The 17812-nt window shown below is 67.7% G+C and carries 17 protein-coding genes; 3 read left to right on the top strand and 14 right to left on the bottom strand.

The window, feature by feature from the left end; genetic code table 11:
- Position 1: 1 nt before the first annotated feature.
- Genes thiL through BG61_RS10605 form a run of 3 tightly spaced genes read left to right on the top strand, consistent with a single transcriptional unit; the run spans position 2 to position 2082 of the window.
- Positions 2 to 1018, top strand: a complete 1017-nt coding sequence (thiL, locus tag BG61_RS10595; protein WP_035927607.1) for a thiamine-phosphate kinase — start codon at positions 2 to 4, stop codon at positions 1016 to 1018.
- Complete coding sequence (locus tag BG61_RS10600; protein ID WP_174479717.1) at positions 1008 to 1541, top strand: phosphatidylglycerophosphatase A family protein; 534 nt, start codon at positions 1008 to 1010, stop codon at positions 1539 to 1541. The genes thiL and BG61_RS10600 overlap by 11 nt, the downstream gene beginning before the upstream one ends.
- Positions 1542 to 1581: 40 nt before the next feature.
- Entirely contained in the window at positions 1582 to 2082 is a 501-nt protein-coding gene (locus tag BG61_RS10605) for a CinA family protein (RefSeq protein WP_035927605.1), read from the top strand.
- Positions 2083 to 2178: 96 nt separating this feature from the next.
- Here BG61_RS10605 and pyrF read toward each other — a convergent pair whose 3' ends face one another.
- From pyrF to BG61_RS10675, 14 genes are all read right to left on the bottom strand, one after another.
- A complete protein-coding gene (pyrF, locus tag BG61_RS10610) occupies positions 2179 to 2991 on the bottom strand; it encodes an orotidine-5'-phosphate decarboxylase (protein ID WP_035927602.1) in 813 nt (270 codons plus the stop codon).
- A 150-nt stretch (positions 2992 to 3141) separates the two neighbouring features.
- Positions 3142 to 4248, bottom strand: coding sequence for an aldose 1-epimerase (locus tag BG61_RS10615; protein ID WP_035927599.1), 1107 nt, complete (start codon positions 4246 to 4248; stop codon positions 3142 to 3144).
- Between the two features lie 88 nt (positions 4249 to 4336).
- Positions 4337 to 5227 carry an SMP-30/gluconolactonase/LRE family protein gene (locus tag BG61_RS10620; protein ID WP_035927969.1) on the bottom strand — a complete coding sequence of 297 codons (891 nt, stop codon included), beginning with the start codon at positions 5225 to 5227 and terminating at the stop codon, positions 4337 to 4339.
- Positions 5227 to 6018 (bottom strand): SDR family NAD(P)-dependent oxidoreductase, encoded by a 792-nt coding sequence (locus BG61_RS10625; protein WP_035927597.1) that lies wholly within the window; start codon positions 6016 to 6018, stop codon positions 5227 to 5229. The genes BG61_RS10620 and BG61_RS10625 overlap by 1 nt, the downstream gene beginning before the upstream one ends.
- 36 nt (positions 6019 to 6054) lie before the next feature.
- The gene (gene araH / locus BG61_RS10630; protein WP_035927594.1) at positions 6055 to 7071 is read right to left on the bottom strand and encodes an L-arabinose ABC transporter permease AraH; all 1017 of its coding nucleotides are present in this window, start codon (positions 7069 to 7071) and stop codon (positions 6055 to 6057) included.
- Positions 7072 to 7099: 28 nt separating this feature from the next.
- A complete protein-coding gene (gene araG / locus BG61_RS10635; RefSeq protein ID WP_035927592.1) occupies positions 7100 to 8614 on the bottom strand; it encodes an L-arabinose ABC transporter ATP-binding protein AraG in 1515 nt (504 codons plus the stop codon).
- A 72-nt stretch (positions 8615 to 8686) separates the two neighbouring features.
- Positions 8687 to 9700 (bottom strand): arabinose ABC transporter substrate-binding protein, encoded by a 1014-nt coding sequence (locus tag BG61_RS10640; protein ID WP_035927589.1) that lies wholly within the window; start codon positions 9698 to 9700, stop codon positions 8687 to 8689.
- 268 nt (positions 9701 to 9968) lie between these two features.
- Positions 9969 to 10748: an SDR family oxidoreductase gene (locus BG61_RS10645; RefSeq protein WP_035927586.1), complete on the bottom strand. Its 780-nt coding sequence runs from the start codon at positions 10746 to 10748 to the stop codon at positions 9969 to 9971.
- Positions 10745 to 11461, bottom strand: a complete 717-nt coding sequence (locus tag BG61_RS10650; RefSeq protein WP_051672418.1) for a 2-dehydro-3-deoxy-6-phosphogalactonate aldolase — start codon at positions 11459 to 11461, stop codon at positions 10745 to 10747. The genes BG61_RS10645 and BG61_RS10650 overlap by 4 nt, the downstream gene beginning before the upstream one ends.
- Positions 11462 to 11477: 16 nt before the next feature.
- On the bottom strand, positions 11478 to 12488 hold the full coding sequence (locus BG61_RS10655) for a 2-dehydro-3-deoxygalactonokinase (RefSeq protein WP_035927583.1): 1011 nt from the start codon (positions 12486 to 12488) through the stop codon (positions 11478 to 11480).
- Complete coding sequence (locus BG61_RS10660; protein ID WP_035927580.1) at positions 12485 to 13444, bottom strand: IclR family transcriptional regulator; 960 nt, start codon at positions 13442 to 13444, stop codon at positions 12485 to 12487. Before BG61_RS10660 ends, BG61_RS10655 begins: the two co-directional genes overlap by 4 nt.
- Before the next feature lie 406 nt (positions 13445 to 13850).
- Complete coding sequence (mtgA, locus tag BG61_RS10665) at positions 13851 to 14573, bottom strand: monofunctional biosynthetic peptidoglycan transglycosylase (RefSeq protein WP_035927577.1); 723 nt, start codon at positions 14571 to 14573, stop codon at positions 13851 to 13853.
- Positions 14574 to 14610: 37 nt separating this feature from the next.
- Complete coding sequence (aroE, locus tag BG61_RS10670; RefSeq protein ID WP_035927575.1) at positions 14611 to 15465, bottom strand: shikimate dehydrogenase; 855 nt, start codon at positions 15463 to 15465, stop codon at positions 14611 to 14613.
- The gene (locus BG61_RS10675; RefSeq protein WP_035927572.1) at positions 15462 to 17558 is read right to left on the bottom strand and encodes a ribonuclease catalytic domain-containing protein; all 2097 of its coding nucleotides are present in this window, start codon (positions 17556 to 17558) and stop codon (positions 15462 to 15464) included. The genes aroE and BG61_RS10675 overlap by 4 nt, the downstream gene beginning before the upstream one ends.
- Between the last annotated feature and the right edge of the window lie 254 nt (positions 17559 to 17812).

Here is a 17812-nt window from a genome sequence, read left to right on the forward strand (position 1 = left end):
GATGCTCTCCGAGTTTTCACTGATCGAACGTTTCTTCGCGCGCCGGGCCGCAACGCCCCGCGTGCGCAACGACGCGCCGCTTGCGCCGCGTGCGGCGCTCGGCATCGGCGACGATTGCGCGCTCATCGCCCCGCCCGCGGGCCAGCAGCTCGCGATATCGACGGACATGCTGGTCGAAGGCCGGCACTTTTTCGCCGACGTCGATCCGCATGCGCTAGGCCACAAGGCGCTCGCCGTGAACCTGTCGGACCTGGCCGCGATGGGCGCGGCGCCGCGCGCGTTCACGCTCGCGCTCGCGCTGCCGCGCGCCGACGAACGCTGGCTCGAAGCCTTCAGCGACGGCCTCTTCGCGCTCGCGGAGCGCTTCGACTGCGAGCTGGTCGGCGGCGACACGACGAGCGGTCCGCTCAATATCTGCATCACCGTGTTCGGCGACGTGCCGTCGCATGCTGCACTGCGACGCGACGCCGCGCGGCCCGGCGACGACATCTGGGTATCCGGCATGCTCGGCGATGCGCGGGCGGGACTCGGCGTCCTGCGCGGCGAATGGCGCGTGGAAGACGACGCGTCGGCCGCGTACCTCAAGCGCGCGCTGGAGCGCCCGGAGCCGCGCGTCGCGCTGGGCCTCGCGCTTCGCGGCGTCGCGCACGCGGCCCTCGACATCTCCGACGGCCTCGCCGGCGACCTCATGCATATCCTGAAGCGCTCGGGCGTGAGCGCGGTCGTGAACGCGGACGCCGTGCCGTGCTCGGCCGTGCTCTCGGGACTGCCGGTCGACGCACGCCGCGCATGCGCGCTCGCCGGCGGCGACGATTACGAGCTGTGCTTCACGGCGCCCGCCGGCGCGGCGCCGGAGATCGCGCGGATCGGCGAGCGCGTGGGCGTGCCGGTTACGCGCATCGGTACAATCGAGCCCGTTCCTGCCGCCGGGCGCGCGCCGTCCATTGCGTGGCGCGATGCCGGGGGCGCTCCGCTTTCCCTGACCTTGCAAGGCTTCGACCATTTTCATGCAGACTGACCCGTCGATCGCGGACGACCCCCTCGATCCCGCTCCGAAACCGCGCAGGGCGAGCGCGCGCTTCATGCTGACGCACCCGCTGCACATCCTGTCGCTCGGGTTCGGCAGCGGGCTGTCGCCGATCGCGCCCGGCACCGTCGGCACGCTGTTCGCATGGGTGTCGTTCGTCGCGCTGACGCAATATCTGACGGTCGCCGAATGGGGCGCGCTGATCGTGATCGGCTTTGCGGCCGGCTGCTGGTTCTGCGGCTTCACGGCGACGAAGATGGGCGTGGCCGATCCGTCGCCGGTGGTGTGGGACGAGATCATCGCGTTCTGGCTCGTGCTGCTGCTCGTCACGCCGGCCACGTTCGTCGGCCAGCTGTGGGCGTTCATCGTGTTCCGCTTCTTCGACATGGTGAAGCCGCCGCCGATCCGTCATTTCGACCGCCATTTGAAAGGCGGTTTTGGCATCATGTTCGATGACATCGTCGCCGCGTTCTTCACCCTGCTCGTCATCGCGCTCTGGCGCATGACGGTCTGACGAGCTTTCATTCCACCGCCGCGCCTTTCGAGACACCGCCATGGCTACCGATACCGTCGTTCACCAACTCGCGATCCGCGTGGGCAACAAGCTGCGCGACGAACGGCTCATGCTCGCCACCGCGGAATCGTGCACGGGCGGCATGGTCGCCACCGCGATCACCGATATCTCGGGCAGCAGCAACTGGTTCGAGCGCGGCTTCGTCACGTACTCGAATCTGGCGAAGACGGAGATGATCGGCGTGCCGGCGGCGCTCATCGACCAGCATGGCGCCGTGAGCGAGCCGGTCGCGAAGGCGATGGCGGAAGGCGCGCTGCGCAACAGCCGCGCGCAGGTGTCGGTGGCGATTACGGGTGTCGCGGGGCCGGCGGGCGGCAGCGACGCGAAGCCGGTCGGCACCGTTTCGTTTGCATGGAGCAACCGGCTGCACACGGCCGTCGAGACGCAGCTTTTCAAGGGCGACCGGGAGCAGGTCCGCACGCAGGCCGCCGTTCACGCGCTGCGCGGGCTGCTGGAACTGCTCGACCGGCGCGAGAAATAGAACAAGCAGAACAGGCGGGACGGCCCGCTTCGCGCCGCAGCCGTGCTCTCGCTGCGCGCTGGACGATGAACCGCTTCGCGAGCCGGGCGCCTGCGCTCAGCGGTACGCGTTGATCGTATCGCGCGTTTTCCTTGCCGCTTCGGCGGCGGCCGGAGCGAAATCGTCGCCGCTGCCGGCGTAGATGATCGCGCGCGACGAATTGATCAGCATTCCCGTGCCGTTCGCGGTGCGCCCGGCGCGCACGGTCGCTTCGACGTCGCCGCCCTGCGCGCCGATGCCCGGAATCAGCAGCGGCATCTCGCCGACAATCCCGCGCACCACCTCGATTTCCTTCGGAAACGTCGCGCCGACGACAAGCGCCAGCTGCCCGCTCGCGTTCCACTTGTCGGCCGCGAGCTGCGCGACGACCTGATAGAGCGGACGCCCGCCCGCCTCCAGAAACTGCAGGTCGGAGCCGCCCGGGTTCGAGGTCCGGCACAGCACGATCACGCCCCGGCCTTCATGCGCGAGATACGGCTCGATGGAGTCGAAGCCCATGTACGGATTCACCGTCACGGCGTCGGCCCGATACCGTTCGAACGCTTCGCGGGCGTACTGCTCGGCGGTGCTGCCGATATCGCCGCGCTTCGCGTCGAGGATCACCGGCAGGCCCGGGTGCGTCTCGTGGATGTGCGCGATCAGCTGCTCGAGCTGGTCCTCGGCGCGGTGCGCCGCGAAATACGCGATCTGCGGCTTGAACGACGACGCATAGGGCGCCGTCGCATCGACGATCGCACGGCAGAAGTCGAAGATCGCGTCCGGCCGGCCCTTGAGCGCTCCGGGGAATTTCGACGGCTCGGGATCGAGGCCCACGCAGAGCAGCGATTGCGTGCGCGTCCACGCGGCGTTGAGAGATTCGATGAAAGACATGGGAGCCCGGGAGGAAGGTGACGATGCCACGCATTTTAACGTGCGCGGCGCCGCAGCCCGCCCCGGCATCGGCCATCTGGCCGCGCGCCTCTGCCTTTGGCGCGCCGCCGCCCGCGCCACGGGTTTTGCGCCCGCCGCACGCCTCTGCCTTCAGCGCGCCGCCGCCCTCGCCCGTGGCTTCGCGCCCGCCGCGTCTCGCGGACGGGAGCGCCGCGCCGCCTCGCCCGTGCGCTCGACGGTGAAGCGGAACTCGCGCGCCAGCTTCTCGCCGGGCGCGAGCACGGTCATGCCGTGCGCTTCGCCGCCGCCCGGCAGGTTCACGGCATTGATCGGGTGATCGACCGGCTCGAAGCAGAAGTAGTCCTCGCCCGGCGGCGCGTACAGCACGTAGTAATCCGTGTTGGCGGAAATCGTCAGGGACAGGCGGCGCTTCGGCCACATCACGCTCGTGCGCCCGCTCCAGCCGGTGAACGCGTTGTTGACCATGGTCGCGGGCATCGGATACGCGACACCGAACTGCCACGCGGGCGGCGCCGGCACGTGCCGCACCGGCAGCCAGTCGTCGCCGCAGAGCCACAGGCCGCCCGCCGCCGCCGACAGTTCCGTGTCCGCCTCGCGCATCAGGAACGGGTGCAGGCCGAGGCCGAACGGCAGCGCGTCGCGGCCGGTGTTCTCGACGTCGAGCGTGACGACGAGCGTCGCGCCGTCGAGCAGATAGGTTTGCGCCGCGCGGTACGAATACGGCTTGCCCGCGCGCCGGTCGAGCGTGAGCCGCACACGCGACGGCTCTTCCTCCTCGGCCTGCCACGCGCCGAGCCAGCCGTCGCCGTGCAGCGGCAGCGGCTCGTCGTCGCGGTTGCGCGGCACGTCGATCGCGCGGCCCGAGAAATTGAAGTGCCCGTTGCCGATGCGGTTCGAATAGGGCAGCAGCGGATAGCACGCGAGCTGGTTCGGATCGGTATCGGGGCGCGGTTCCGCGCACGGGCGGAAGATCGGCACGAGCGCGCCTTCGTGGCGCCAGTCGAAGCGCGTGATGCCGCCGCCGAGCGCCGGCGCCACGTCGAGCCGCAGGTGCGAATTGGCGAGCGTGATGCAGCCGTCGATGGCAGCGCCCCCCATCGCGACCGCCGCCGTGCCCGGCCCGGGCCGTATCGGCGGCTCGGCGGCCGCGGCAAGTTTCGAACGGCGTGCGTTCGCCCCCGCGTTGGAAGACGTCGATGCAGGATTCATTCTTTCCGCTGAACGCGCAACAGTCATGACTCGTGCTCCATCGAGAGGCGACATACCCGGCTGTGCCGGGACGGGACGGGCGGCGCGTCGTTTGCGCGCCGCCTCGGGCTTTTCTTCATGTGCGGCCGGAAAAGACCGGCTCCGCGACGCCGCGTGCCGCCGGCGTCGCGATGAACACGCCGCCGGCGCGCAGGTCGCCTTGCAGCGCCCGGTCGTTCAGGCCGACGCGCGCGCTCGTGATGTACAGCGTGCCGAGCCGCGCGCCGCCGAACGCGACGCAGCTCGGCTGCGCGCTCGGCACCTCGATGCGCGCGGACTCGCGGCCGTCGCTCGCGTAGCGCACGACACGCGCGCCGCCCCACTGCGCGTTCCACAGGCCGCCGTCGCTATCGACTGTCGAGCCGTCGGGCTCGCCGGTCGCGTCGGTCAGCTCCGTGAACACGCGGTCGTTCGCGAACGTCGCGTAGTCGCATACGCGAATCTGCCGGGTCGGCGAATCGCAGTAGTACATCTTCGTGCCGTCGGGGCTGAACGCGATGCTGTTCGAAATCGCGCAATTTGGCAACGGCAGACGCTCGATGGACAAATCGCGGTTCAGCCGGTAGAAGCCGCCGATCGCCTCGGCCTTCTCCACGTCGTGCTTCGTGCCGAACACGAAGCGGCCCTCGCGGTCGCAGCGGCCGTCGTTCACGCGCGTCGGCAGGCCGGGCTCGACCTCGGCGATCGTCTCGATTTCACCCGTCGCGAGATCGAAGAACGCGAGCCGCGACGCGAGGCCGAGCAGCAGGTAGTGCGGGTCCGCGCAGAGCGCCAGGCACGCGAGCCGCTCGGGCATGGCAAACGAGACGCTCTTGCGCTCGCCCGGATCGTAGCGCCACAGCCGCGCGCCCTCGATATCGGTCCAGTAGAGGCGGCCGCTCGCCGCGCACCACGTCGCGCCCTCGCCCAGCGTGCACTTGCTGTCGATCAGGAGCCGCGCGCGCGCCTGCCCGGATGCCGCGCTCATCAGGCCCACCCGCCGTCGACGATCACGTCCTGCGCGGTCATCATGCGGCTGTCGTCGGAGGCGAGAAAGAGCGCCGCGCGCGCGAGATGCGCGGGCAGCAGCTCGCCGTCGATGCACTGGCCTTCCTTGATCGCGCGGCGGCCGGCGTCGTCGAGCCACAGACGCTTCTGCTTCTCCGTCATCACCCAGCCGGGCACCAGCGTGTTCACGCGGATGTTGAACCGCCCGAGATCGCGCGCGAGGCCGCGCGTCATGCCCTGCACGGCCGCCTTCGCCGTCACGTAGACCGGATAGCCGCCGTTCTTGAGCATCCAGCTGATCGAGCCGAGATTGATGATCGAGCCGCCGCCGAGCTGCTTCATGTCCTCGACCACCGCCTGCGCCGCAAAGAACTGATGGCGGATGTTCACCGCGATGCCGGCGTCGTAGAACGCCGGCGTCACTTCTTCGATCGTGTGGCGCTTGTCGTTCGCCGCGTTGTTCACGAGTACGCCGATCGGGCCCAATGCGCTGCGCACATCGGCGATCGCTTTTTGCAGCGCGTCGATATCGGTGAGATCGACGCGCAGGAACATCGGGCGGTGGCGCCCCGCCGCGAGGTCCGCGCCGAGCGTGTCGGCGAGCGCTTCGCCCGCGTCGGTGTCGATGTCGAAGAACGCGACCTTCGCGCCCTGATCGAAGAAGTGTTCGACGAACGCCGCACCGATTCCGGTCGCGCCGCCCGTGACCAGCACCGTCCTGTTCGCGAGGCTGGGGTAGCGCGCAAGCGCGCTGTCGATTGAAGCTGGCATCTTTGCGTTTCCTTCTGACGAATGGTTAGCTGCGGATCAGTCGCGCGCGCCGCGGTTTTTCAGCTGGTCGAGCAGCACTGCCGCCAGCAGGATCGCACCGCGCACGAGGTACTGGTAGAACGCGTCGATGTTGAGCAGGTTCATCACGTTCTCGACGGTGCCCATGATCAGCACGCCGATCACGACACCCGAAATCGTCGCGCGGCCGCCGAGCAGCGACACGCCGCCCAGCACGCACGCGGAAATCACGTTCAGCTCGAAGCCCTGCGCCGCGTTCGGCTGGCCCGAGGTGATGCGCGAGGCGAGGATCACGCCCGCGAGCGCGGTCACGGCGCCCTGGATCAGGAAGATCCAGACGCGCGTGCGCTCGACGTTGATGCCCGCGAGCCGCGACGCCTCCGGATTGCCGCCGATCGCCAGCGTATTGCGGCCGTACACCGTCTGATTGAGCAAAACGCCGAACACGATGAAGCACCCGAGCGTCACCCAGATCGGCAGCGAGATGCCGAGGAGCGAGAGGCCGCCGAGCGCGATGAACGTATCCGACGACACGCCGACCGCCTGCCCGTGCGACACGATGAAGCCGAGGCCGCGCACGATTTCCATCGTCGCGAGCGTCGTGATCAGCGCGTTGATGCGCAGGTAGGCGATCACCGCGCCGTTCACGAAGCCGATCACGGCGCCCGCCGCGACCGCCGCGATGATCGCGATGAACGTGTTGTCCGTCGCGTTGAGCACCATCGCGCAGAGGACGCCCGCGAACGCGATGGTCGAGCCGACCGACAGATCGAAGTCGCGCGAGGCGAGGCAGAACATCATCGTGCACGCGACCATGCCGATCTGCGAGATCGACAGCGCGAGGCCGAGCATGTTTTCGATCGAGAAGAAGTGATCGACCGTCATCGACATCGTGACGAACATCACCACGAAGATCACGATCAGGCTGTACTCGGTGATCTGCTGCCACCACTTCTGCTTGTCGGTTTTCTGCGGGATCAGTGCGTTCGCGACCGATTCGCCCGCCTGGCTGACGATGTTTTCTCTTGCTTGCATGATTCGCTCCGTGTTCCTTGATACCCGTTCAGGCTGCTTTCGCGGTCGTGTCCGACTGCGGCAGCGCGAGACTCAGCACCGACTGTTCGTTCGCCATCTCGCGCGGCAGCTCGCCCGCGATCCGCCCCTGCCGCATCACGACGATCCGGTCGGATACGCCGAGCACTTCCGGCAGTTCCGAAGAAATCATCACGATCGCGCAGCCGCGCTCGGCCAGCTGATAGATGACGTTGTAGATTTCGTGTTTCGCACCGACGTCGATGCCGCGCGTCGGTTCGTCGAGAATCACGACCTTGAGGTCGGGCTCCGCGAGCCAGCGCGACAGGATCGCCTTTTGCTGGTTGCCGCCCGACAGGAAGCGGATCTTCTGCTTGCGGGTCGGCGTCTTGATCTTGAGCAGCTTGATGAAGCGCTCGGCGGTCTGCGCCTCCTTCTTGCGGTCGAGGAAGAATCCCGCGCGCAGGTAATGACGGCGGCACGAGATGTTGATGTTCTCCGCGACCGTCGCCATCGCGATCACGCCCTCTTCCTTGCGGTCCTCCGGACACAGCACGATGCCGTGCCGAATCGCCTCGCCGGTGCTGCGCACCCGGATCGGCTGGCCGTCGAGCGCGATCGTCCCGCCTTTCTTGCGCTCGGCGCCGTAGACGAGGTGCATCAGTTCGCTGCGCCCCGCGCCCACCAGCCCGAAGAAGCCGACGATCTCGCCGCGCCGCACCTCGAAGCTCGCCGGGCCGTTCAGCGCGTGCCCTTCCACGTTCGCGACGGAAAAGCGCACCGGGCCGAGTTCGCGGGGCTTGTAGTCGTAGATGTCGCTGATTTCGCGGCCCACCATTTCCGCGACCAGCGTGTCGCGCGGCACCTCGGCCAGCGACAGGTGCGACGCGATCTTGCGGCCGTCGCGGAAAATCGTGCACGTGTTGCACAGCTCGTAGATCTCGTCCATGCGGTGCGAGATGTAGATGAGCGCGCGGTTGTCCGCCTGCAGGTCGCGCACGAGCTTGAAGAGCACCTCGGTTTCGCGGTGCGAGAGCGAACTGGTCGGCTCGTCTAGCGCGATCACCCGCGCGTTGCGCAAAAGCGCCTTGCAGATTTCCACCATCTGGCGCTGCGCGATGGAGAGCTTGCGCAGCTTCGCGTTCGGGTCGAGGTCGACGCCCATCGCCTGCAGGCGCTCCTTCACGTGCTTCTTCGCCTCGCGCTTGTTCACCCAGCCGAACGTGCTCGGCAGCGCGCCGAGCAGCAGGTTTTCGGCCACGGTGAGATCGGGCACGTACTGCAATTCCTGGTGAATCACCGCGATCCCGGCGCCGATCGACGCCGCCGCGCTCGCGAAATGCACTTCGTTGCCGTCGATGAGCACCCGTCCGGAATCCGGCTGATACTCGCCGCCGAGAATCTTGAGCAAGGTCGATTTACCTGCGCCGTTCTCGCCCATCAGGCCGTGAACCTCGCCCGCGTGGACATCGAACGAAACGCCGTCGAGCGCGCGCACGCCTGGAAACACCTTGCCGATATTGTCAAAACGCAGCGTCGCTGACACATCGCCTCCTGAAGTTCTTCCGGGCCGCCCCGCCGGTCAGCGCGGGCGACCCTGTCTCACGTTGCCCGCGGCTTACTTCGCCGATGCCAGGCCCATCTGTTCACGCACTTGCGCGACGTTGTCGCGCGTCGCGAGCATGCCGCTCGTGAGCGTGAGCTTCGGCGGCTCCTTGCCGTCCTTGATCCACGCGTACATCAGTTCCGTCGTTTCCTCGCCGTGGCGCTTCGGGCTGATGATCACGGTGCCGTAGAAGCCGGTCGGGTTCGGCTTCTTGAACTCGTTCAACGCCGAATCCGAGCCGCCGATGCCCACGCCGATCATGTTGTCCGCCTTGAAGCCACGGCCTTCCGCCGCACGCACGGCGCCGAGCACGGCTTCGTCGTTCAGGCCGAACGCCACCCAGTGCTTGAACTTGGTGTTCTTCGTGAGCGCGATGTTGGCCGCGTTGAACGCGTTTTCCGTGTCGGTCTTCGCCTGCGGCGCCATGATGATGTTGGCCTTCGGGAAGCCCGCGGCGACGAGTGCGTCGGCGGCGCCCGCCGTGCGGTCGTGCGCGGTCGGCAGCTGTTCGTAGGTCACGTCGATCGCGCCGACTTCCGCCATGTTCCAGCCGCGCTTCTTGATCTCGGCTGCGATGCCTTCGCCCACCTGCTTGCCGATGTTGTACGCCGAGATGCCCATGTGCGGCACCGACTCGATCGGCTTGCCGGCGCCGTCGACGAGGCGGTCATCGACCGTCATCATCTTGAGCCCGTCGGCCTTCGCCTTCGCGACGATGCCCGGCCCGAGCTTCACGTCCGGCGTGCAGATGACGAAGCCCTGCGCCTTTTGCGCGGCGAGGTTGTCGATGGCGCTCATCACCTTTTCACCCGACGGCGCGCCGATCTTCACGAGCGTGAAGCCCTTTTCCTTCGCGGCGACCTCGGCGAACTTCCACTCGTCCTGGAACCACGGTTCTTCCGGCTGCTTCACGAGAAAGCCGATCTTGATCTGCTGGTCGGCGGCCTGCGCAACCGGCGCCGCGATCAGCGTGGCGCTCGCGGCCGTGGTCGCGGCAACCAGCGTGAGGAACATCCTGCGTTTCATGTTGTGTCTCCTGACGTGTGTATCCAAGTCCTGCGCTTTTTCAGAGCGCTACGAAGGTGTGTGGCCGCGTCTTTTGTCGACCAGAGTTAGCGCTTCAGCGCTTACTCTGGTCCCATGCCGCATCGCGGCACTCGACCAGAGTTGGCGCTTTAGCGCTTACTCCGGTCCCATGCCGCACCGCGGCACTCGACCCGAACTGGCGCTTCAGCACTTCCTCCGGCCCCATGCCGCACCGCGGCCAGTGCGTCATGTTTTTCCTGTTCCCACTTCAATCGTGATACAGCGCCGAGCGCCCGCCATCCACCGTGATGCAGCTCGCGTTGATGAACGGCGCCTCGTCCGATGCGAGGAACACCGCCGTCATCGCGACTTCCTCCGGGCGGCCGATGCGCTTCATCGGCTGCAGGTCGAGCGTCGCCTGCTTCGCCGCGGCCGGATCGCCTTGTTCGTTCCACCAGTCGAGCGTCAGTTGCGTTTCGATGTAACCCGGCGCGATCGCGTTGACGCGCACGTTCCTCGGCGCGTATTCGATGCCGAGCGCGCGCGTGAGCCCGATGACGCCGTGCTTCGCGACCGGGTACGGAAAGCAGCCGGGAATGATCTTGAACGCGTGTGTCGAGGCGATGTTCACGATGCTCCCCGCGCCGCGCTCGACCATGCCCGGCAGCACGGCGCGGCAGCCGTTCCAGACGCCGTCGAGGTCCACGGCAAAGCAGCGGCGCCAGTCGTCGTCGGTCATCGTGAGCGGATCGCAGAACACATTGATGCCCGCGTTGTTGACCAGCACGTCGACGGGTCCGAACGCCTCCTCGGCCTTCGATACCGCCGCCTGCACCGATGCGCCCCGCGTCACGTCGGTCTCCGCCGCGAGCACCTTTTGCGAACCGGTTTCGCGCGCGATGCGCCCGGCGCTCGCGCGCGCCGTGTCGATGTCGAGTTCCGCCAGCACGACCGCCGCGCCTTCGCGCGCGAAGGCGAGCGCGATGGCGGCGCCAATGCCACGCCCGGCGCCGGTGACGATCGCGACCTTGCCGGCGAGCCGGTTCATGCCCGCTCGCCCCGGGTTTCACCTCGGGTTTCGTTCCGCAAAGCACTGCTTCGCGCGACCTGAAGGCCGTTCACGAACGCCTTCGCGTGCGCGCCGGTCACGGCCGCGCTCTGTCCCGGCTTGTACAGCGCGGAGCCGAGGCCGAAGCCGTTCGCGCCCGCCGCCAGATACGGCCCCATGTTGTCCGGCGTGACACCGCCGACCGGCACGAGCGGCACCTCCGCCGCGATCACCGCGCGCCACGCCTTCACCACGTGCGGCCCGAGCTGCTCCGCGGGGAACATCTTGAGCACGTCGGCGCCGTTCTTCAGCGCGAGAAACGCCTCGTTCGGCGTCGCGACGCCCGGCGCGCATGCGAGCCCCTGCAGTTTTGCCGCGCGCACGACGTCGGCGTCGCTGTGCGGCATCACGATCAGTTCGCCGCCGGCCGCCTTCACCCGATCGACGAAGCTCGAATGCAGCACCGTTCCCGCGCCGACGATCGCATCGGCCGGCAGCGCCTGGCGGATCGCGGCGATGCTGTCGAACGGCTGCGGCGAGTTGAGCGGCACCTCGACGATCCGGAACCCGGCTTCGTACAGCGCGCGGCCGTGGTCGGCGGCGTCGGCGGGCGTGACCCCGCGCAGGATCGCGATCAGCGGACAGGCGCTGAACGCCGCGTCGAGTCCGGGATGCGGGCCGTACGGCGCGGGCAGGTTGATATGAGGCTGCATGTGTGGCTCCTGTGACTTAACCCGCGCGGGCCGCGGACTTCACGAGTCCCGCCTGCGCGGCGATGCGAAAGAGGCCGCGTTCGGTGGCCAGCGCGACGGTTTTCGCGTCGTTGCAGCCAAAGCGCGCGAGCGCGACGCGATACCGCTCGCACAGCGCGTCGTTGCCGATCAGGCGCAGCGTCTTGCCGGCGAGATTCGCCTGTTCGCGGGCGAGCACTTCGTTCAGGCCGCGCAATTCGTGACCGATCAGAAGGCCCGACAGATAGTCGGCCTGCTGCTCCGGCGCGAGCTGGCCGGTGAGGCCGAGCGTGCGCGTGCTGAAGATCGTCGCGAGCATGCCGGCGTGGCCGGCGTCCTTCGCGGTATCGACGCCGCGCACGAACGCCTCCGATTCCGGATGCTCGGTCGCGCGCATCGTGCGGCCAAGGATTGTGTGATCGCGCAGCGCGCTGAACGTCTCGCCCGTCATGAAGGTGTAGAAGCGCTCGATGCGCCCGCCGGACACGAACGCCCATTTCGCATGCGTGCCGGGCAGGCCGATCAGCGCGCCCTGTGCTCCGCTTTCGAGCGATGCGTCGCCGGCGAGCGCGCCGAAGATCTGCGTCTCCTCGCCGCGCATCACGTTGGGCAGCATGCCCGGCTGAAGGACGCCCGGCACGATGTGCACCGTCACGCCGCGCTTCGCCTGTACTTTCACGATGCCGCCGACGAGCGCGGACGCATCGGCGGGCGTCTGGATGTAGGGCGCTTCGAGCCAGCCCTGGGCGCTTCCGACCATGCCCGCGGCGATCACCGGGAGCGCCAGCGCGAGGTCGAGCCAGGCGCCGCAGGTCTCGTCGAAGACTTCGTCGAAGCCGCCCGCGGGCAGCTTCATGATTCCCGCCGACGACTCGCGCCCCTGCAGCACCGCGCCGTCCTCGCCGAGCAGATAGGCCCGCATCGAGGTGGTGCCCCAGTCGAGCGCGATCAGCGCGGGCGCGCCGGCTGCGGCGGAAACGGCGGCGGGTGCGGGCACGGCCTGGGTCATCGCTTGATCCTGCGGGTGGCGGGCTGCGGAACGCGCCAGCCGAGTTCCTCCGAAATCGCGCGCGCCTCGCGCTGCACGACGGGAATCAGTTCTTCCATGCGCTCGTGCGGCATGTACGGAATCGTGCTCGCCACCGACAGTGCCGCGACGATCGCCCCCGACGCATCGCGCACCGGCGCCGCGACGCAGCGGATCGACGCCTCGTTTTCCTCGAGGTCGAACGTGAAGCCGCCCTGCGAGTAGCGCGTCATGCGCTGGCGGAACGTATCGGCGTCGGGGCGGTTGTCGGGCTTGAAGCTCGCGCCGGCGAGCGCGCGGTGCGACGCGTCGAAGAGCTTCGTCCACGCGTCGGGCGGCAGGTCGAGCATCATCGCCTTGCCGATGCCGGTCGATGCGAGCGGCATGCGATGCCCCACGCGCGAGCGCATTTCGAGACCGCGCGTGCCGGGGATCTTGTCTATATAGAGCACGTCGTCGCCGTCGCGCACGCCGAGATGGATCGTGTCGTGCGTATGCTGCGCGAGCGCTTCGAGATGCGGGCGCGCGACCGCGGTGAGCGGCATCTGTTCCAGCGCGATCGTGCCGAGCTCGATCAGCTTCGGTCCGAGCAGATATCCGCCCTGCACCTGCCGCAGATAGCGCGCCTGCACGAGCGAGCTGACGAGCCGGTGCGTCGTGCTGCGCGTCGTGCCGAGCGCGGCACCGAACGCGCGCAGGTCGCGGGCGCCGTTCGCGGCGGCTTCGAGAATCGCGAGGCCGCGCAAGAGCGTCTGCGTGCCGGCTTGCTGCGGCGTGATATCGAGAAGCGTGCTCGGCAGCGCGATCGCGTCGGGATCACGGCCGTTCGCCTTCTTCACCGGTGCCGGGGGGGCAGCGGGTGCGGCGGATGCAGCGGATGCGATGGACGCGACGGGTGCAGCGGCACTTTCGACTTCGGAATTCAGTGGCTTGGTCATGGCGCTCGATGCTAGGGGCTCGATGCTGGTTGACGGGTCGGGCAAAACGCGACGCACGAAAAAACGAGACGAAGCGAAGCGCCGTCAGGCGCGATGCTTCGGGCGTGCGGCAAACGCGGAGGCGGACGTCGTCGGGTCGGGCGGCGGGACCTGCGCGCGCAGGCGGGTGATCGGTTGCATGGCTTGTCTCCGTTCTTTTTTCGTCGCGCCGCGGGAAAGCGGTTCCGGCGGTGCGCATGGGTGCCATTCAGGCTGTGGACGGATTTTAGTTCCGGCTATCTCAAATCTTCAATATGTGATTGATGTGTTCATATAATGGGAGAATTGACGTAAGCAAAATGCAAGCTAACACAAAAAAGCCCTGACGAATCAGGGCCTTATATGTTTAGCGAAGCGCGCTAAAAAATCACTCGGGGAGTTCGGCTGCGCCCATGCGCCGTGCAATCACCCGGGTGCGCTGCGCGAGATACGCCGATCCCCGATGCTCGTCGAAATATCTGGGCCGCGGCAACATGACGGCGAGCCGCGCGCTTTGCGTGGCAGAAAGCTTCGCCGCAGAAGTTTTGTAGTAATAGCGCGCCGCCGCTTCGGCGCCGTACACGCCGTTGCCCCACTCGACCGAATTCAGGTAGATCTCGAAGATGCGCTGCTTGTCCATCCAGAATTCGAGCATCCACGTGATGACGAGCTCCTGCGCCTTGCGCACGTAGCTCTTTTCCCGCGACAGGAACAGGTTGCGTGCGAGCTGCTGCGAGATCGTCGAACCACCCGCGACGATCTTCCCGCGCGCCTTGTTCTTTTCCCACGCCTGCAGGATGGCGTCGGTTTCGTAGCCGTTGTTGTTGACGAAGTTCGCATCCTCCGACGCGATGATCGCGCGCTTCAGGTTGCGCGAAATCTGGTCGTAGGGCACCCAGGTGCGCTGAATCGACAGGTCCGGGCGGTCCTGCGCGAGGCGCCAGGCGTCGGAGCGCATGAAGGCGGTCGAAGCCGGATTGACGACCGTCCAGATGCCGATCTGCACGAAAAAGTAGAGCTGCGTCGCGAGCAGTGCGATGGCGAGCACCGAGACGCCGTACAGGATCCAGCGCGACGGTCCGAGCCGGACCCGGGTTTTCGTTCTTGTCATCGGCGCGGGTCCGGACGGCGCTTTCGTCAGGCGCGGGTCAGGCTTTCGCCGACAGCACGGTGCGCAGTTCGCGCAGCACCGCGCCGCCGTCCGGCCGCACGCCGCGCCAGACGAAGAACGACTCCGCTGCCTGCTCGACCAGCATGCCGAGGCCGTCGGCCGCGCGCGCGCCGAGCGCTTGCGCGTGCTGCATGAAGACGGTCGGCTTGGGGCTGTACATCATGTCGTAGGCGAGCGTGGCGGGGCCGAAGGCGGCGGCGTCGCAATCGGGGAGCGCGGCGTCGAGGCTGCCGGCCGTCGCGTTGATGATCACGTCGTAGGCGAGCGCTTCGACGCGCCCGGCGCCGCCGCCGGAAAAGCGCACGCCGCAAGCGCTGGCGGCTTCGGCGAAGCGCTCGACGAGCTGATCCGCCTTGGCGGCCGTGCGATTCACGATGGTGAGCGCGGCCGGCTTGCGCTCGAAGACCGGCAGCACGACGCCGCGCGCCGCGCCGCCCGCGCCGAGCAGCAGAATCCGCGCGCCTTCGAGCTTCACGCCGAGGTTCTGCTCGATGTCGCGCACGATGCCGATGCCGTCGGTGTTGTCGCCGCGCACGCCGTCGGCACCGAACGCGAGCGTGTTCACCGCACCCGCGGCCGCGGCGCGCGGCGTGAGCGAATCGGCGAGCACGTGGGCGTCGAGCTTGAACGGCACAGTCACGTTCATGCCGCGCCCGCCCGACTCGATGAACGCGCGCACGTCCTTTTCGAACGCGCCGACCGTGCCGAGGATGCGGCCGTATTCGACCGGCTCGCCCGTCTGCTCGGCAAAGCGCGCGTGAATCCACGGCGACTTGCTGTGTTCGACCGGATTGCCGATCACCGCATAGCGGTCGGTTCGTGCGGCGTTCATCGCGTCGGCTCCGTGGGCTCGGCTACATCGGGAGAAGGTTGTTCGGGCGCGTCGGCGCCGTTCCCGGACGAGGGCTCGGCCTGTGCTTCGGCCTGTGCCTCGGCCTGCGCTTCGGCTTCGCTTTCGGCGCTGAGATCATCCGTTTCGATGATCTCCTCCTCGGCTTCCTCTTCGAGCGCCTCCGCCGCGGCCGACGGCGCGTCGATCACGTGCAGCAGACGGCACGACGCCTCCACCGTGAGTTCATCGACCGACATCACCTCGAGCATCACCTTCGTGCCGCGCGCATGGACGCCCAGGCCGGGCACGTGCAGCATCAGCGGGATGTCGTCGAGACGCACGAGATCGTCCTTCACCACCGACGCCGCCACGTGCTTCTTGTTTTCCTGCGTGAGCCAGCGCAGGCACCAGAAATACTCCATGCGGCGCTGGTGATCGGCGTAGGCGGTGTAGGTGTCGTCGAAGCCCTGCACGACGGCGTACAGATCCGCGTCCTTCGGCTTGAACGGCGCGGCGAGCTTCGCCGTCACGCCATGCTGCACGCACGCGATCAGTTGCCACTGGTTGACGAGGTCGACATAGCGGCGCAACGGCGACGTGCTCCACGCGTACTGCGCGACACCCAGGCCTTCGTGCGGCGCGGGCGTGGTCTGCATGCGGGTGCGCTTCGGGCCGGGTCCGCCGAAGCCGCGTTGCGAGCGGTAGATGCCGGGCACGCCGTGGTCGTTGAGGAACGCGCCCCACGACGAATTGGCCAGAATCGCGAGTTCCGCGACGATCAGGTCGAGCGGCGAGCCGCGCCGGCGCGGCGTGATCGTGATGTGCTCGCCTTCCACGTAGAAGTTGAAGTCGTTGTTGCGCTGCACCTCGCGCCTCAGGCCGTACTGCGCACGCGCCTCCTGGCGCTTTTCGAAGAGCGCCTGCGCGAGCGGCCACAGCACGGCGATGTCTTCCTTGTGCGGATACTCGCCGCTGCCGTTGGCGAGGCTTTCCTCCGTCACGAATTCGTCGAGATGGTTGTGGCGCAGGTTGCTCTTCACGAACACGCGCTCGGCGCGCGTCTCGGAGGCCACGATCTCCTGCGTCTCGCGGTTCACGATGATGTAGAGCGACAACGTCGGGCGCAGGCCGCCCTCGGCGAGCGTGAACGCATCGACGACGCTGTCCGGCAGCATCGTGATCTTGTCGCCGGGCATGTAGACGGTGGAAAGCCGGGTGCGCGCGATCGCGTCGACCATGTCGCCGCGCGCGATGCCGAGCGCCGGCGCCGCGATGTGAATGCCGACGCGCACGCGGCCGTCGGAAAGATGCTCGACGGAGAAAGCGTCGTCGATCTCGGTGGTCGTGACGTCGTCGATGGAGAACGCTTCGACCTCCGCTTCGGGCAGGTCTTCGGGCAGCGGCGCAATCTCCACCGCCGCAAAACCGACGCCGTGCGGGAAGAATTCAGACAGGAAGCGCGCCTCGTGCAGCGCCCGCGCCGACGGAATGCCGCGGCATTCGAGCATCAGGCGCGCCTGGGAAATGCCGCGCGCCGCGGCGGCGGCTTCGAGCGCCTTGTATTCGATCGAGTTCTTGTCGGGTTTCGTGAGCAGGCCGATCGCACGGCCGGCGAACGCCTCGGGCAGCTTGCCCGCCTTCAGCTCCTCTTCGTAGCCCGCCTGCACGAGCGCCTGCTGGCGCTTTCGCTCCAGCGACGCCAGCGCCATCTGCAACTGCTCCTGCGGCGCGCGCTGGTACTGCCCCCGGCCCTTGCGCCGGAAGTACACGGGTGCGCCGTGCATCCGCAAGACGAGCGCCGCGCGCTCCACCGCACCGAACTTGTCGCCGAAATAGTCGGCGCCGAGTTCGGCGACGGGGAATTCGTCGTCGGGCGCGCACTCCCACAGGAAATCGAGATCGATTTCCTGTGCGATCGTATCGGCTTCCTTCATCAGGTCGCCGGCGCCGGGCTTCTCGAACTCGATCAGCACGTCTTTCGCCCGCACTTTCGCGCGCCGGCCGCCCGGCAACTCGACCTGGAACGCGTCGCCCTGCTTCGACAGCACCGCGCCGGCCTTGAAACTACCCGATTCCTCGAAGAAAACGTTCACTCAATACTCTCGTAAGACTGTGGACCGGCAACGCGGAAAACCTGCCGGAGTTCATAAGCTTAGGGCAACGCGCGCCGACTCTTCCGTTTTGCTTGCCACCTGCCGGCGACGAAAGCGCTGCGTCGCCGCAGCAGTAACATGAAACGGTTCGAATCGGCGCTGATCGGCATGAAACGGTGCGAATCGGCTCCGAACGGGCACGAAACGGCGCGATCTTCGGCCGGGACGGGCTCTGGTGTGCGGTTGCCCGCGTC

Source organism: Caballeronia glathei, from assembly GCF_000698595.1.
Taxonomy (GTDB): Bacteria; Pseudomonadota; Gammaproteobacteria; order Burkholderiales; family Burkholderiaceae; genus Caballeronia; species Caballeronia glathei.